Origin of the sequence: Streptomyces sp. NPDC046727, assembly GCF_040645635.1 — a bacterium.
In the GTDB taxonomy this organism is placed as follows: Bacteria; Actinomycetota; Actinomycetes; order Streptomycetales; family Streptomycetaceae; genus Streptomyces.
This window is the reverse complement of sequence record NZ_JBEYYR010000029.1, coordinates 35,316-48,338: the sequence shown is the minus strand read 5'-3', so window position 1 is coordinate 48,338 and position 13,023 is coordinate 35,316. Positions and strand designations below refer to the sequence as shown.

General features: G+C 68.2%; 16 protein-coding genes and 5 pseudogenes. 9 read left to right on the top strand and 12 right to left on the bottom strand.

What is annotated here, in order from left to right:
- Nucleotides 1-38: 38 nt before the first annotated feature.
- Nucleotides 39-245 (top strand): annotated as a pseudogene (locus ABZ937_RS29795) (IS5/IS1182 family transposase); the annotation flags it as partial.
- Between the two features lie 17 nt (nucleotides 246-262).
- Here the strand turns inward: ABZ937_RS29795 and ABZ937_RS29790 are convergent.
- Together ABZ937_RS29790 and ABZ937_RS29785 are read right to left on the bottom strand one after the other, a co-directional pair.
- A complete protein-coding gene (locus ABZ937_RS29790) occupies nucleotides 263-625 on the bottom strand; it encodes a winged helix-turn-helix domain-containing protein (RefSeq protein WP_361696413.1) in 363 nt (120 codons plus the stop codon).
- Nucleotides 616-1,245 carry a hypothetical protein gene (locus ABZ937_RS29785; protein ID WP_361696412.1) on the bottom strand — a complete coding sequence of 210 codons (630 nt, stop codon included), beginning with the start codon at nucleotides 1,243-1,245 and terminating at the stop codon, nucleotides 616-618. Before ABZ937_RS29785 ends, ABZ937_RS29790 begins: the two co-directional genes overlap by 10 nt.
- A 68-nt stretch (nucleotides 1,246-1,313) precedes the next feature.
- On the opposite strand from ABZ937_RS29785, the gene ABZ937_RS29780 reads away from it, so the two are divergent.
- Entirely contained in the window at nucleotides 1,314-2,222 is a 909-nt protein-coding gene (locus ABZ937_RS29780; RefSeq protein WP_361696411.1) for an oxidoreductase, read from the top strand.
- Between the two features lie 73 nt (nucleotides 2,223-2,295).
- Here ABZ937_RS29780 and ABZ937_RS29775 read toward each other — a convergent pair.
- Nucleotides 2,296-2,565: pseudogene (locus tag ABZ937_RS29775) on the bottom strand (transposase); the annotation flags it as partial.
- Between the two features lie 2 nt (nucleotides 2,566-2,567).
- Between ABZ937_RS29775 and ABZ937_RS29770 the strand changes: the two are divergent.
- From ABZ937_RS29770 to ABZ937_RS29755, 4 genes are all read left to right on the top strand, one after another.
- Nucleotides 2,568-2,942 (top strand): transposase, encoded by a 375-nt coding sequence (locus ABZ937_RS29770; RefSeq protein WP_361696465.1) that lies wholly within the window; start codon nucleotides 2,568-2,570, stop codon nucleotides 2,940-2,942.
- A 39-nt stretch (nucleotides 2,943-2,981) separates the two neighbouring features.
- Entirely contained in the window at nucleotides 2,982-3,443 is a 462-nt protein-coding gene (locus ABZ937_RS29765; protein WP_361696410.1) for a MarR family transcriptional regulator, read from the top strand.
- Between the two features lie 11 nt (nucleotides 3,444-3,454).
- Nucleotides 3,455-3,874, top strand: a complete 420-nt coding sequence (locus ABZ937_RS29760; RefSeq protein ID WP_361696409.1) for an SRPBCC family protein — start codon at nucleotides 3,455-3,457, stop codon at nucleotides 3,872-3,874.
- A gap of 329 nt (nucleotides 3,875-4,203) precedes the next feature.
- Entirely contained in the window at nucleotides 4,204-4,701 is a 498-nt protein-coding gene (locus ABZ937_RS29755; protein ID WP_361696464.1) for a DNA alkylation repair protein, read from the top strand.
- Here the strand turns inward: ABZ937_RS29755 and ABZ937_RS29750 are convergent.
- Both ABZ937_RS29750 and ABZ937_RS29745 read right to left on the bottom strand, forming a co-directional pair.
- The gene (locus ABZ937_RS29750) at nucleotides 4,641-4,901 is read right to left on the bottom strand and encodes a hypothetical protein (RefSeq protein WP_361696408.1); all 261 of its coding nucleotides are present in this window, start codon (nucleotides 4,899-4,901) and stop codon (nucleotides 4,641-4,643) included. The two genes, ABZ937_RS29755 and ABZ937_RS29750, sit on opposite strands and share 61 nt — an antisense overlap.
- On the bottom strand, nucleotides 4,898-5,203 hold the full coding sequence (locus ABZ937_RS29745) for a DUF6247 family protein (protein ID WP_361696463.1): 306 nt from the start codon (nucleotides 5,201-5,203) through the stop codon (nucleotides 4,898-4,900). The genes ABZ937_RS29750 and ABZ937_RS29745 overlap by 4 nt, the downstream gene beginning before the upstream one ends.
- Before the next feature lie 311 nt (nucleotides 5,204-5,514).
- On the opposite strand from ABZ937_RS29745, the gene ABZ937_RS29740 reads away from it, so the two are divergent.
- Complete coding sequence (locus ABZ937_RS29740; RefSeq protein WP_361696407.1) at nucleotides 5,515-6,039, top strand: AAA family ATPase; 525 nt, start codon at nucleotides 5,515-5,517, stop codon at nucleotides 6,037-6,039.
- 192 nt (nucleotides 6,040-6,231) lie between these two features.
- On the opposite strand, the gene ABZ937_RS29735 is transcribed toward ABZ937_RS29740, so the two are convergent.
- Nucleotides 6,232-6,861, bottom strand: a complete 630-nt coding sequence (locus ABZ937_RS29735; RefSeq protein ID WP_361696406.1) for an XRE family transcriptional regulator — start codon at nucleotides 6,859-6,861, stop codon at nucleotides 6,232-6,234.
- A gap of 146 nt (nucleotides 6,862-7,007) precedes the next feature.
- On the opposite strand from ABZ937_RS29735, the gene ABZ937_RS29730 reads away from it, so the two are divergent.
- Complete coding sequence (locus ABZ937_RS29730; protein WP_361696405.1) at nucleotides 7,008-7,994, top strand: alpha/beta hydrolase; 987 nt, start codon at nucleotides 7,008-7,010, stop codon at nucleotides 7,992-7,994.
- Between the two features lie 348 nt (nucleotides 7,995-8,342).
- Here the strand turns inward: ABZ937_RS29730 and ABZ937_RS29725 are convergent, their stop codons facing one another.
- The 6 genes and pseudogenes from ABZ937_RS29725 to ABZ937_RS29700 all read right to left on the bottom strand — a co-directional run bounded on the left by ABZ937_RS29725 (nucleotide 8,343) and on the right by ABZ937_RS29700 (nucleotide 11,836).
- Nucleotides 8,343-8,927: an RICIN domain-containing protein gene (locus tag ABZ937_RS29725; RefSeq protein WP_361696404.1), complete on the bottom strand. Its 585-nt coding sequence runs from the start codon at nucleotides 8,925-8,927 to the stop codon at nucleotides 8,343-8,345.
- A gap of 344 nt (nucleotides 8,928-9,271) precedes the next feature.
- Nucleotides 9,272-9,495: pseudogene (locus tag ABZ937_RS29720) on the bottom strand (hypothetical protein); the annotation flags it as partial.
- A gap of 3 nt (nucleotides 9,496-9,498) precedes the next feature.
- The gene (locus tag ABZ937_RS29715; RefSeq protein ID WP_361696403.1) at nucleotides 9,499-10,077 is read right to left on the bottom strand and encodes a glycoside hydrolase family 25 protein; all 579 of its coding nucleotides are present in this window, start codon (nucleotides 10,075-10,077) and stop codon (nucleotides 9,499-9,501) included.
- Nucleotides 10,078-10,835: 758 nt separating this feature from the next.
- Nucleotides 10,836-11,120, bottom strand: a pseudogene (locus ABZ937_RS29710) (M23 family metallopeptidase); the annotation flags it as partial.
- A gap of 99 nt (nucleotides 11,121-11,219) precedes the next feature.
- Nucleotides 11,220-11,462 (bottom strand): annotated as a pseudogene (locus tag ABZ937_RS29705) (peptidoglycan-binding protein); the annotation flags it as partial.
- 116 nt (nucleotides 11,463-11,578) lie between these two features.
- Nucleotides 11,579-11,836, bottom strand: a complete 258-nt coding sequence (locus tag ABZ937_RS29700) for a hypothetical protein (protein ID WP_361696402.1) — start codon at nucleotides 11,834-11,836, stop codon at nucleotides 11,579-11,581.
- Nucleotides 11,837-12,368: 532 nt separating this feature from the next.
- Between ABZ937_RS29700 and ABZ937_RS29695 the strand changes: the two genes are divergently transcribed.
- Entirely contained in the window at nucleotides 12,369-12,986 is a 618-nt protein-coding gene (locus ABZ937_RS29695; protein ID WP_361696401.1) for a hypothetical protein, read from the top strand.
- Nucleotides 12,987-13,023 lie beyond the last annotated feature (37 nt).

Genomic DNA, 13,023 nt, shown 5'->3' with positions numbered 1-13,023 from the left:
CGCAAACACCCTGCTCTTGGCGCCCGTACTCGTGCTGCCGCACCTACCGGTTCTCCGCCGAATGTGCAGGTCATCGTGGATGCGGACACGCGGTTGGTGATCGCGGCCACGCGTCCGGTGCCGGTACCACGGCGAACGCGCACACCTGGCGTGCCTCCGGGCTCAGCGAGCGCTGTCAGGGCGTGACGGTGCTCGGCAACGGCGCCTGTCTCAACTGCGGCTTGGCGGTGCCGCACCACAAACGCAATGATCGGTCGTTGGGTCACTGGCCTGCGGCGAGGACGGATTCTGCGACGGACGTGCGTGCGTACAGCACTGAGCGGCCGGCCCGGTGGGCGGTGACGAAGCCGGCATTGCGCAGTGCCGTGAGGTTCTGGGAGACCCCGGCCTTGGAGATCCCGGTGCGGTGGGCCAGTTCTGTCGTGGTGGCCGGAGTCTCCAGTTCCGTGAGCAGGAGGGTCCGGGCACGGCCCAGCACGGCGACGATCGCCGCGGTACTGGTGACGGTGTGGCGTTCCCACAACGTGCCGTTGCCGCGGGCCCGGTAGGCGAGTTGCGGCGGGTCTGGCGGAGCGACCCGCGTGGACAGGCCCGGTCCTTTGAAGGCCGAAGGGATCAGGAGCATCCCTGTGCCCGCCGTCTCCCGGGACAGGGGCCGTGGCCAGCGGACCAGCCGCAGTACGTCGTCGTTCCAGCTGACCTGTGGATGGAGTTCGTTGAATAGGTGGCCAGTTCGTACTGCGAGACCTGCCGGGCGCGGTGGAAGACGTCGGCGTCCAGTACCGTGCGGATCCGCGCCCAGTAGGGAGCGAGTGCCAACTCCCAGTAGGTCTCGATCTCCTCCGCGACCTTGGCCAGGCGGGTGTGTGGATCGGCATACAAGGACCGCAGCCGGGGTCCGATGCCGCCCTGGTGGTATCCGAGGTGGTCGAGGTCCTTGCGGATGCGGTCGGCAGGAGAGGCCACGACCACGGCCAGCTCCTCCGCCAGCGTGGGGGCCGGCCCGGTCGGTGCCGGGTTCAGGAAGTCCGGGACGTAACCCGTGGGCGGGATCAGTTCGGCGAGCCATGCCTTGTCCAGGCCGGCAGCCGCGACCCGTGGCTGCACCTGCTCCAGCCAACGCCGGTGCACGGGATCCCCGGCACCGGATCTCAGCAGTCGGAAGCTGGCCCCTACCTCCCACATCGGCGAGACGGCGAACCGCACCTGCGCCACATCGCTCGCCGAGAACGCAAGCTCCGCCACGAGTCCCCCAGGATTCACATATACCTGAATCAATGGCGGCCACCATAGCGAGTGGAGATCATTCCGGCATGACCTCAGAGATGATCACCGCGGCCGCATCGGGAACCTGGAAGCTGGGAGACCTGACGGTCAACCGGATCGGCTTCGGGGCGATGCGCCTGCCGCAGACCGGCACGGCGCTGGTGCGCGACGCCGTCCCCCGCGACCGCGACCAGGCGATCAGCGTGCTGCGCCGCGCCGTCGAGCTCGGCGTGAACCACATCGACACCGCCGCGTTCTACTTCTCTGCGCTACGCTCGGCCAACGAACTGATCAACCGAGCCCTCGCCCCTTACCCGGACGACCTCGTCATCACCACCAAGGTCGGCCAGCCACGCGACCCGTCGGGAGCGTGGCTGCCCCACGCCAGGCCGGAGCAGTTGCGCGGACTGGTCGAGGAGAACCTGCGTCAGCTCGGCCGTGACCACCTGGACGTGGTGAACCTCCGCATCACCGGCACCGATTCGATCGCCGAGCGCTTCGGTGCGCTGGCCGAGCTGCGCGAGGCCGGACTCATCCGCCACCTCGGCATCTCCAACGTCCGCCCCCATCACCTCGCCGAGGCCCAGGCCATCGCGCCCGTGGTCTGCGTGCAGAACATGTATGGGCTCGGAGTGCGGCCCGAGCAGGACGCGTTCGTGCGCACCTGCGGCGAGCAACGTGTCGCCTTCGTACCGTTCTACGCGATCGCCGCCACCGGGCGCCAGGCCGGGGCGGGCGACAGCGACCATCCGGAGATCCTGTCCGTCGCCCGGGCACATGGGGCCAGCCCCGCCCAGGTCCGGATCGCCTGGACCCTGCACCGCGGCCCGCACGTGCTGGCCATCCCGGGCACCGGTGACCCCCACCACCTGACATCGAACGTCGCCGCAGGCGCCCTCCGGCTCTCCGAGGACGAGGTTGCCGTCCTCGACTCCCTGCACCGCCAGAATCTCTGAGTGGCTCTCGGGGCCGCCATAGGACCAACTGCCCATCGCCCCGTTCTCTGTGCGAGAGCTCCTCGCCCGCGCTCAAGACGCGGTCCGAGCACATCCGGGCCAGCACCTGCACCGGCAAGTCCCCCAGCAGGAAGGCGAGACGGGGTGCGTCGTAGCCGGCGACCACGATGATGAGGATGTTCGGGTCGCCTTCCTGCCATTGACCTGCCCTGATCAGGGTCTCGACCAGTTCACGCAGTTGCCGGGCGGTGACGGTGGCGGTGTCGTCCCCGGGCGCCAGGCGTCATGCGTCCAGCGGGGCGGTCCAAGAGCTGCGGCCCGTCTCAAGTGCGCAGATGATCGAAGATCCATCTGGCCGCGGATGGCCACGTACCGCCCCTGGCTCTGGCCGTTACCGCGGGTCAGGCCGGTGATGCGCCCGTCTTCGAGATGGTCATGGCCCGCATCCGCGTGCCGAGAACCGGCAGCGGCCGATCCCGAACCCGCGCCGCCATGGTCCTGGCCGACCGCGCCTACTCATCCCGCGCGATCCGCAGCCACCTGCGTCCGCGTGGTCGTCCCGCAGCCGTCGGACCAGATCGGCCGCCGACTACGGCGAGGCCGCCAAGGTGGCCGCCCGCCCGCCTTCGATGCGGAGTCCTGCAAGCAGCGCACCACCGTCGAGCCGTGCATCAACTGCCTCAACCAGTGGCGCGGCCTGGCCACACGAATGACAAATGATGTCTTGACAACAGTTGTCACGGCACTCATATTGGAGGGGTGACATCTTCCACCAGCGGCTTGCGCGACCACCTCGGCTACTGGCTTCGCCGGCTCTCCGACGAAGTCCACGGCCGCTTCGAACGGGAACTCGCCGAGCACGACGTGACCGTCTCCCAGTGGGCGGTCCTGATCACCCTGTACCGAGGCGACGCCACCACCACCCGCGAGGTGGCCCGCTATATGGGCATCGATGCCGGCGCGGTTTCGCGCCTGGTCGATCGTCTGGCCGCCAAGGGGCTGACGACCCGACAACCGGATCCTGCCTCCCGCCGCACCGTACGACTGACGCTCACCGACGCAGGCCGCGACCTGGCCCCCAAGCTGGCAGAGCTTGCCGACCGCAACGACGCCCACTTCTTCGCCGCCCTGGAACCGGACCAGCGCCGCCAGCTGGAGTCCTGGATACGCCACCTCGTCGGGGAAGCCCACCCAGAGCCCCCCGCACCACCCACCCTCTGAAAGGCACCACCGTGAGCATCGCCCCCACCACCGCGCGCTCGGTCACCAAGACCGTCACCATTGAGCGCCCCGTCGCCGACGTCTTCGCCTTCCTCGCCGACGCGTCGAACTGGCCCGCCTGGGCGATCGCCAACATCAAGGCCATCGAGCCCACCGACGAGCCGGACTGGTGGCTGATGACCACCCCGCACGGCCCCGCACGGCTCCGCATCCGCGGCAACGCCGAACTGGGCATCCTCGACCACGACTACATCGAGGAGCAGGCGTCCTGGCAGGTCCCCGCCCGCGTCGTGGCCAACGGCACCGGATCCGAATTCGTGATCACTTTCTTCCAGCCGCCAGCCTTCACCGACGCCTTCTTCGACGAGCAGGTCGCCCTGGTCGACACCGAGCTCGCCGCCCTCAAGCGCATCTTGGAAACCGGCGCGTAAGCCTGCCCCATTCACGACTCACCGAGGCGGCCGACCAGCTCACCGAGCAGCTCGCCCGCCTCGGCAGCCCCCAGCGAGCCGCCTGGGGCCGTGACTACCTCCACAGCGACCTCGTCCACCTCGGCTGCCCCATCCCCGACCTGCTCCGCGCCGTCAACACCACGAGCCGTAACCTGCCTTCGCTCACCCGGTCGGACGTCCTGACCCTGGTCGATCTGCTATGGACCAGCAACGTCTAGGAACACCGGCAGGCAGCCGTCCACCTCCTCACCCCCGCCGACCTCGTGACGGTGGAAGTGATGCTGTGAGGCGCCCGCACCTGGGCCTTGGTGGACACCCTCGCCGTCAACGGCGCCGGTGCCATCACCTTCCAGGACAAGAAAGCGGCCGGAACCATCCTCGACCGCTGGGCCATCGACCAAGACTTCTGCCTCCGCCGCTCAGCCCTCCCAGCTCTGCTCCCCGGCGTCCGCGCCGACGCGGCCGACCTGAACCGGCTGAGCCGATACGCCGACGCCCTGCCGGAAGAGACCGCATTCTTCATTCGCAAAGCCATCGGCTGGGTACTGCGTGAAACCACCCGCCGAGACCACCGCTTCGTAACGGCATCGGTGGAGAGCCGCATCGACGATGGGCCCCGAAGTGCCGCTCGGGTACCGCCCGTGCCGAAGCCACGACTGACCGCGGCAATCAGGGCGCGGCCAGCACACAGAACGCCCCGGCCCCGGCAGCTGCAATGCGGGGCCGGGGCGTTGTCACCAGGTGGCTATCCGAGCCAGACGATGTCCAGGACGGACAGGTGGCGCAGGGCGCGGTTGGCGAAGTAGATGACGGACAGCTGGCCGACGGAGGCGATGCGCACGTCCTCGCCCTCTGGGTCGCCGGCGTCCCACTGCGGGAAGCCCGACGGGCTACCGGCCGCGGCGTCCAGGAGGTCCCAGACCATCTGCTCCGCGTCCTCGGGTAGCGCGGTGAGCACCTTCGCGGCCGGCGGCGAAAGCCGGACCGCGTGTGGCTGTCCGGTCACCGGCGCCTGCTCCGGATCTCCTCCAGGTCCACGAAGCCGGTCTCGTCCCGGCCGGAGTCGAGGAACGCGTCGACCGCCGGGGCGGAGGCGACGCGGGCCTGCCACACCTGGACGACCTCGTACAGCGCAGCAAGGGAGAACGTCCGACGGGATTCCTCAAGCGCCGCCGCCCACTCCTGTTTGAAGGCCGGCACCCACCGCTCCGCACGCCGGTCGGCGCGCAGCTGTGCGAGCAGTTCAGCTGGAGCTCCCGCCGCGGGGGCGTACGGGGTGAGGGGTGCGTGGTCGGGCTGCGCGCTCATCTGGTCCTCCCAGCGGGTCGTACCGCCACGGTACGCGCGCCGGGTCGCTGTGGCTGCGGGCATGGACCAGATCCCTCCCATCGGATTGCCGACCGGGATGGCCGGCGCCTGGTCGGTGTCGGCGGTCCGGCGCAGGAGGTAGAGCATCCGTCAGCACGCACGGGTGCGACGGGCGTGGGCCGCTCGCCGTCCGGGGTGACCTCGCAACGCCAGCCGTGGTCGGCCGGGCCATCTCATGGACGTGCTCGTGGGACGGCAGGATCCGGGTGGCGCCCTGCGAGTGCAGTCCGGACGACGCTAGCGTCAAGTCCATGATCGTATGGCTCAACGGCACCCACGGCGCAGGCAAGACAACGACCAGCGCGCTCGTCCAGCAGCTGATTCCGGACTCACGGGTGTTCGACGCCGAGAAAGTCGGCGAGACACTCATGGACATCAAGCCAGGACTGCCCGCGACGGACAACTTCCAGCACTGGCCGCCATGGCGGCCGCTGGTGGTCGAGACCGCCCGACGCGTCCTCGACTACACCGGCGGCACCCTGGTGATGCCCATGACGGTCCTGGTCGAGCGATATTGGCGCGAGATCAGCTCGGGCCTCGCCCAGCACGATATTCCGGTCCGGCACTTCGTCCTACATGCCGACCAGGACACCCTCCGCGCGCGCATCGCAGGCGACACCGTTCTCGGCCCCAACTCCCCGTTCCGTCTGAAATACCTTGAGCCCTACGCTGAGGCGGCCCGCACGTGGCTGCACGCCGAGGCCGAGGTCGTCGACACCACGCACCTCACCCCCGCCCAGGCCGCCCAGCAGATCGCAGAGGCCGTCAAGAGTTGAGAGAACGACCTTCCGGCGCCAAACGTCGCAGGTGACAACAAGACTGCCTGTGTGACACCTACCGTGCTTCGACTCACTGGCGCTGAGCCGAAGCTCAGTACTTGTCACCGGCAGAGCGGGATGACGTGGCGAATGAGACCGGACGAAGCAGCGTGGTTGTCACCGACGAGGCACGGGGCTTGTCACAACTGCTCATTCAGCAGCCTTTCTGTCACCAGTCCCGCGACCGACTGCTGGAGGGGTGCGCAGCCGTAGACGTTCTCCCTGAGGCCCGAACATGATCAGATACTCGACCGGTCCGTCGGATCCGGCGTTCGCGACTCCGTGGGGGATGCGGGTGTCGAATTCGACGACGTCCCCGGCAGTCAGAACGAGGTCCTGGCTGCCGAGTGCCAGCCACAACCGCCCGTACAGGACACACAGCCACTCGTAGCCCCCGTGGGACACCTGCCGGGGCCGCCCAGGCGGCTCCGCGACGGCAGGCAGGACGTGCTTGTGGGCGTGCAGGCCGCCGACGTACCGGGTCAGCGGCAACACCGCCTTGTCGTCGCCGAAGCTGTGCGGCGCCGTGCTGCGGGGCTCGGCCGCAGGGGCGGGTGCGGTGCCGGCCAGCTCGTCCAGGGCGACTTCGTATTCCCTCGCCAGCCGCAGCACCACCTCCAGCGTGGGCTTGCGCCGGCCGGTCTCGATTCGCGACAGCGTACTGGTCGAGATGCCGGTCGCGCAGCTGACATCGGCGAGTGTGACGCCACGGCGCTCGCGCACGACCCGCAGCCGGGGCCCCATCGCCGCCAGCGTCTGGGCCACGTCGTCCCCTGCCACCGTCCCTGTTCCTTCCCGCGCCGTGCCGCTTCACCGCCCTGTCCTGCAAGCTTGCCAGAATGGCAACGCTGATCGCGCCGAGTGGCCGCCGCGCCGCATGATCGATGGGTACCGCTGGCCGCCCGCGAACCGAGGGGAACTCCCCCATGCAGTCCGAGCCTGCCGCCGTACTCCGCCACCGCACCGTCGAGGCGCCTGCCGGGCGCCTGCACCTGGTCGAGCAGGGCACCGGCCCGCTGGTCCTGCTCGTGCACGGCTTCCCCGAGTCCTGGTACTCCTGGCGCCGCCAGCTCCCGGCCCTCGCCGCGGCCGGCTACCGGGCGGTGGCGATCGACGTACGCGGCTACGGCCGCTCCTCCAAGCCCGCCGCGACCGATGCCTACCGAATGCTCGACCTGGTGGAGGACAACGTCGCCGTCGTCCGTGCCCTCGGCGAGGAGAGTGCGGTGGTCGTCGGCCACGACTGGGGCGCCAACATCGCCGCCGCCTCGGCCCTGCTCCACCCCGGAGTCTTCCGTGCGGTCGGCTTGCTGAGCGTCCCGTACGCGCCGCCGGGAGGCCCCCGCCCCACCGACATCTTCGGCCGGATCGGCGGCCCCGAGCAGGAGTTCTACGTCTCCTACTTCCAGGAGCCCGGCCGCGCCGAGGCGGAGATCGAGCCCGACGTCCGGGGCTGGCTCGCGGGCTTCTACGCGGCCCTGTCCGCCGACACCATGCCGGCCGAGGGCGAGCCCGACCCGCACTTCGTCGCCCACGGCGGCCAGCTGCGCGACCGCTTCCCCGCCGGCCCCCTCCCGGCCTGGTTGAGCGAGGAGGACCTCGACGTCTACGCCGGGGAGTTCGAGCGCACCGGCCTGACCGGCGCCCTCAACCGCTACCGCAACATGGACCGAGACTGGGAAGACCTCGCCCCCTACCGCGGAGCCCCCATCAAACAGCCCGCCTTGTTCGTCGGCGGCGCACTGGACGCCTCCACCACCTGGATGGCCGACGCCATCGACGCCTACCCCACCACCCTCCCCGCCCTGTCCGCCTCCCACCTCCTGGACGGCTGCGGCCACTGGATCCAGCAGGAACGCCCCGACGAGGTCAACAGCCTGCTGACCGACTGGCTCGCCACCCTCCAGGGGTGAACCAGGCGGGCTGCCTGGGCAGCTTGGCGGTGCGTTTCGGGCAGGGCGCGCCGAGGTAGCGCATGGCGGTCTGCTCGGTGGTGCCGAACTGTCACACCGCCCGTGCTCCACCACGCCGGTGACAACAAGCGTGCCTTCGTGACAACTACCGTTCTCCGGCTCAGCAGACAGGTTTGTCGCAGCCATTGATTCGGTGCAGATCGCTTTACCGTGGTGACGGGCCCGGCTGCTCGGTCAACTTCCTTTTCTCGCGCGGAACCCTTACTCCTCAGAATCTCCAGCGGCGTAAAGTCGCCGAAGCGGCACCAGGCAGCTTTCCCCTCCGGTGCCGCTTTCTTCCGTCGACGGCTAGACGGCGTGCCAGGTGTGGTCGTCCCAGCCGTTGTTGGCCCAGGCGGCGTTGTAGCAGGGGTAGACCGTCAGCGGCAGGTCGTTGGCCAGGTCGGAGCCGTCACTTACCCAGCCTGCGACGTCGAGACACAGGCCACTCTTGTAGTTGACGATGTGGAAGTACGTGTTGCTGGGACCGACACCGTCCTCCAGTACCCACTCCTGGTTGTCGTTGTCGGGCACCGAGTTGCAGTAGAAGGTGGAGACACGGGTCGTGGCCGCGACGGATCCGTAGCCGGGCAGGTCCATGCACAAGCCGCTTTTGACGTTGACGAATTCCACGACGGAGTAGCCGGCCACCGGCGGGCGGGTGGGACGCATGAACCATCGCTGGTTGTCGCTGTCCGTCAAGTTGCAGGTGTACTGGGAGACGCCGGTGTTGGGCCCGGTGGCGTAGAAGCCGGGCAGGTCGGCGCACTTGTTGGTCGAGGTGTTGACCAGGCCCCAGCTGCTTTCCGCGTGGGCTGGTTGGGCGAGGGTGACGCCTGCGAGGATCGTGGAGGCGGCGACGCCGAAGATGCGGCGGAGCCTGACGGTGTTCAAGGTGAGTCCCCCCTGGTGCCGGAAGCGAACAGGCAGAAGGGCCCGTGCGTGTGCGGCGGACGCTTCGCAGGCACTATCCACGCCACGCCCCCAGGCCGCTACCGGCGTACGGGTGCGTTTTTCCGCGCCAGACGCACGCCCCCTTCCTGACGTGTGGCTCCGCAGGTCAGATGCGGCGAGCGGGGCAGTTTGGCGATCTGCTGGGCCGGCCGACCCGTGCCACAAGCCGGGCAGCGGGGTCAACAAGAAGGACCCCGTGAAGACGAAGCTGCACACCGCCGTCCGCAACGGCAGGGTCCCCCTTGACGCTGCTCAGAAGGCCATAGTCGCCACCGCGCGCCCGCGTCCACATCCGCGCCGTGTTCCTCGACCAGCTCCAGCTCCTCGAACAGCACCTTCGCCGCCCGCGCGAGCACCTCGACGCCTTCTCCAGCTGCGGCAGCGCGGACAGCCGCTCCTTCTCCGTCTTCCTCTTCGCCGCGTCCAGCAGACGGGTGGCCATGAGGACCTGGAACAGGTCCAGAGCCTCGTCAATCGCCCTCGCCTCCAAGTGCCGCATCACCGCGGAAGGCTACTTCCTTGTGCCGTTGATGCCACCCGCGAAAGCGACCAGCTCGGCCTTGGAGGCGAAGTTGCCCACGCTGGTGTCCAGAGGCTTGTCGGTGTACTGGTGAAACATCCATTTGGACTGGATGTTGGGCTTGCCCGCGGCCACGCCGTACTCGGCGATCCAGAGGAAGTCACCCGCGTTGCCGGTGGTGTCCCGGTGACGCCAGAAGTCCCGGTTGCAGTACAGCCCGATCTTGTGGCTGGAGCCGCGCAGCCGCTTGACCTCGGCGATGAAGGCATCCTTCTCCGCACAGGTCGCCGCGGTGCCGTTCGGGTTGGTTTCCCAGTCGACGACCAGGAGGTCGTACTCGATGCTCGCGGACCCTTCCACGAAGTGGGCCGCCTGCTCCTTGACGTGGCCCGGGTGCAGGAAGTGATAGAAGCCGACGACCAGGCCCGCGGCACGGGCGTGCGCGGTCTGTTCCTTCTGCCTGGGGTTGACGTAGGAACGGCCCTCGGTGCCCTTGATGAACGCGAAGCTGGTGCCGGCGGTGGGGAAGTGCGCGTCCTGGAATGCGGATACGTCGTAACCCTTGATCATTACGTGGTCCTCCGATGCTTGATCCGGAGGGAGCACCATGGGGCAGCCGTACGGATGACGTCGCGCGCTGCCCGAGCGGGGCGACGACCTCGGCGTCCACGACACCGCCGTTTCCGAACTCAGCGGCTACTCGACCACGAACAGGGCTGTGCTCCAAGCGCTCGGTGAGCGCGACCAGGTCCACGGGCACCGCTCACGCCGGTGGTCTCCACGGGCACCATCGTTCCTTGCGGTGGTGTTCGCGGTGCTGCCGTTCCGGATATCGGACGTCCGTGCGTCAGTCCGGCACGGTGCGGTCCTCCACGGTCACTTCCACGATCTGTCCGGTGGCCGGATCGCGCAACTTGCGGGTGGTGACCTTGGTGACGCTGGGCCGTCCGTGACGCGGCGGATGTTCGCCATCGCTCGCGCGGCCGCGGTGGCGCGCGGTCCCACCCTGTCGGCGGTGCGCATGTTCGGCCCGCAGCTGACACGGTTACAGGGCCACATTCCTGCTCTCGGCCCGACGGCCTGCCCCCAGGCCTGATCCTGTCCGGCCGTCGCCCACGCCCCCGCCTTCGCAGCCGGCACGGCGGTGCTGGCGCTGTCCGGCCTGCCGGTCGGGGCGGTCTTCGCCGTCGTCCATGCGCAGGGCCTGATCGCGTCCCTGGGCGTTGGAGTGCGCTCAGGACTGTTGAACGAAATCCAGTCGAATAGCGGCCATGTCCTGGGCCGTTCGGTGTTCATCATGCTCCGGGCCCGATGCAGTTGGTGCCCGGTTACCAGTTGGGAGCCACGTCGGATCCGAAACGGCCACCAGCCGGGCGCTTTTCGAAGTGCAGGTGGGGTCCGGTGGCGTTCCCGGTCGAGCCCACTTTGGCGACCTGTTGCCCGGCCCGCACGGAACCACTGGTGACGTCCCGATGAGAGAGGTGGCAGTACCAGTAGTCGAATCCGCCTGATCTCAGCACAAGGTAGGTGCCGAAGCTGGGATCCTGTCCGGCGCGGACGGAACCGTTGAGTACGGCGACACAGGGCGTACCGGTCCGGGCGGCGTAGTCTGCGCCGGTGTGGTAGCCCAGGCTCCAGTGGGGTCCTTGCTTGTGGTACGGGGTTGTCACTCCGTGTCCCGGCACTGGAGAGGAGACGCGCGCACCCGTCGTTGGGACGCGGAGCCGGTCCCAGGACTGCTTGCCGGGTGTGCCGTCGGCGTCACTTCCCGAGAGGCCGATCTTGCGCTGCCAAGCGGCGTAGGACTGGCGGTCGGTGTCGGTCCACTCGGGGCCCGGGCCCGTCTGGTACTGCCCGCACCCTTCCTCGACGAGACGCTTCCCCATTGCAGTGATAATCGGACTGCGTTGGCCTTTGTGGAAGAACGCCGCTCCAGGGAACGGCTCATGGGCAGGCATGACTCTCTCCTCAGTAGGGAGGCTCAAGGTGCGGATTTGCCTGCTGGACCCGTGAGATGCGGCAATGAAACCCGATTCCCGCTGTATAGGTATAGGCAGGTTCGCGTCACTTCTCACCCCGGTGAGCCATCCACAGTGAACCCGGCCTGGGCGCCGAGTTTCGCCAGGTAGGAGCAGCCGGGGAATTCATCCGCATCCGAGCCGGTGAAGTCGATTAATCGTTGCCAGGCGGCGTAGGCGGACTTCGTCTGCGGGCCGAAAAAGACCGTGGCTCCTGCAGGGATACGGAAACCAGCTCCGATCGGTGCACTCGGCACGGTTTTGACGTCGCTGTTCGTCTTGTCGAACCGCACACTGGAAAGGGAGACCATCGCGCTCCTCCCCAGCTTGGAGGCGATCCCGCTCGGCCTTCGCACAGCGCCCCCACGCAGGGGCACTCCGCGTGGGATTTTCCTTCTCCGGGCTGCCGCTACGCTCCCATCCATCGTGCGCCTGTGGGACATGTCCCGCAAACGGAGCAACGTACGGAGTGATCCACTGCCCTTCCACTTCCGGGACAGCACCAATCGAGAATGCGAGCAAATGGTGGGCACAGGGTCGGCTGGCAAATAAGTCGTCGTCGTCCCACTGACCGAGGTGTTCAATATTTCGGGCTGTGGTCCACTTCGTGTGGTCGCTTACAAAGGGTGGCTGTTGGTCTTCGCCCAATGGTAATTTTAGGGGTCGTAGGCGGTCAGTGCGCGCATGACTGGCTGGCCGCGCATGAAGCTAGCTCCCCTCATCAGGCCCCTTGGAATCGATCATCTAAGGGCTGTCCCGTAATGATCTTTTGGTCAGGGGTGTGAGGCGTCCGCCTCAGCGGCATCGGGCTTGATGCCCTCGCGTGCCGCGTATCGCAGGCGCATGCAGGCATGGGGAGAGGCCGTGTGGGCGGGACACCGGTGCGAGAATTTTCTGCGGGGCATGGTGAAGCGGGCGCTGGCGGGAGATGAGCCGCAACCGTGGTGGATACCGCGGCGCGTGCTGACCGTGGTGTCGGCCGATGTCGACGGCACTGCCGGTGTCGGGGCGATCTGGCTCCTGTGGCGTCCGAAGTCGTCGCGGATGCGTGAGCACATTGCGCTTCTGGAGTGGTTCGGCGAGCAGTGGCGGTACGTCGGGGGCGGCAGTGGCCCCGGAGACGATCGCATCGACGTCGATGTGCTCGACGTTCGCAACGGAGCAGGCGTGCTCAGCCTCACCCGTCGCCTTGACCCTCCGCACTCCATCACCGCGGCCCCATGGATCAGTTGCGTCAAAGTGCGCCTCGGGCGGGATGTGAGTCACGTTCTCTTCGGTGTCCGCCGGATCGGGGTTCCCGAGCAGCGCAGTCTCATCGCTGTTTGGACGTCTCCCCGTATCAGCCGCGGCGTCCGTCCCGTGATTGTGGCCCTGGGGCGCGACGGCGTCGAACTCTCCCGGATTGGGCCCCATGACAGCCTCGACACTCACACCTGGGCGCGATTGAGAGAGGAGTTATAGCCAGCCTGCTTCCTGGTCTCTGTCGTGCTGGCTGTCC

Excerpts from the sequence above, each read along its gene's own strand:
- ABZ937_RS29730 (WP_361696405.1), top strand. The coding sequence starts at position 7,008 with ATGCAGTCCGAGCCTGCCGCCGTACTCCGCCACCGCACCGTCGAGGCG.
- ABZ937_RS29780 (WP_361696411.1), top strand. The coding sequence starts at position 1,314 with ATGACCTCAGAGATGATCACCGCGGCCGCATCGGGAACCTGGAAGCTG.
- ABZ937_RS29790 (WP_361696413.1), bottom strand. The coding sequence starts at position 625 with ATGCTCCTGATCCCTTCGGCCTTCAAAGGACCGGGCCTGTCCACGCGG.
- ABZ937_RS29715 (WP_361696403.1), bottom strand. The coding sequence starts at position 10,077 with ATGATCAAGGGTTACGACGTATCCGCATTCCAGGACGCGCACTTCCCC.
- ABZ937_RS29700 (WP_361696402.1), bottom strand. The coding sequence starts at position 11,836 with ATGGTCTCCCTTTCCAGTGTGCGGTTCGACAAGACGAACAGCGACGTC.
- ABZ937_RS29695 (WP_361696401.1), top strand. The coding sequence starts at position 12,369 with ATGCAGGCATGGGGAGAGGCCGTGTGGGCGGGACACCGGTGCGAGAAT.
- ABZ937_RS29740 (WP_361696407.1), top strand. The coding sequence starts at position 5,515 with ATGATCGTATGGCTCAACGGCACCCACGGCGCAGGCAAGACAACGACC.
- ABZ937_RS29745 (WP_361696463.1), bottom strand. The coding sequence starts at position 5,203 with ATGAGCGCGCAGCCCGACCACGCACCCCTCACCCCGTACGCCCCCGCG.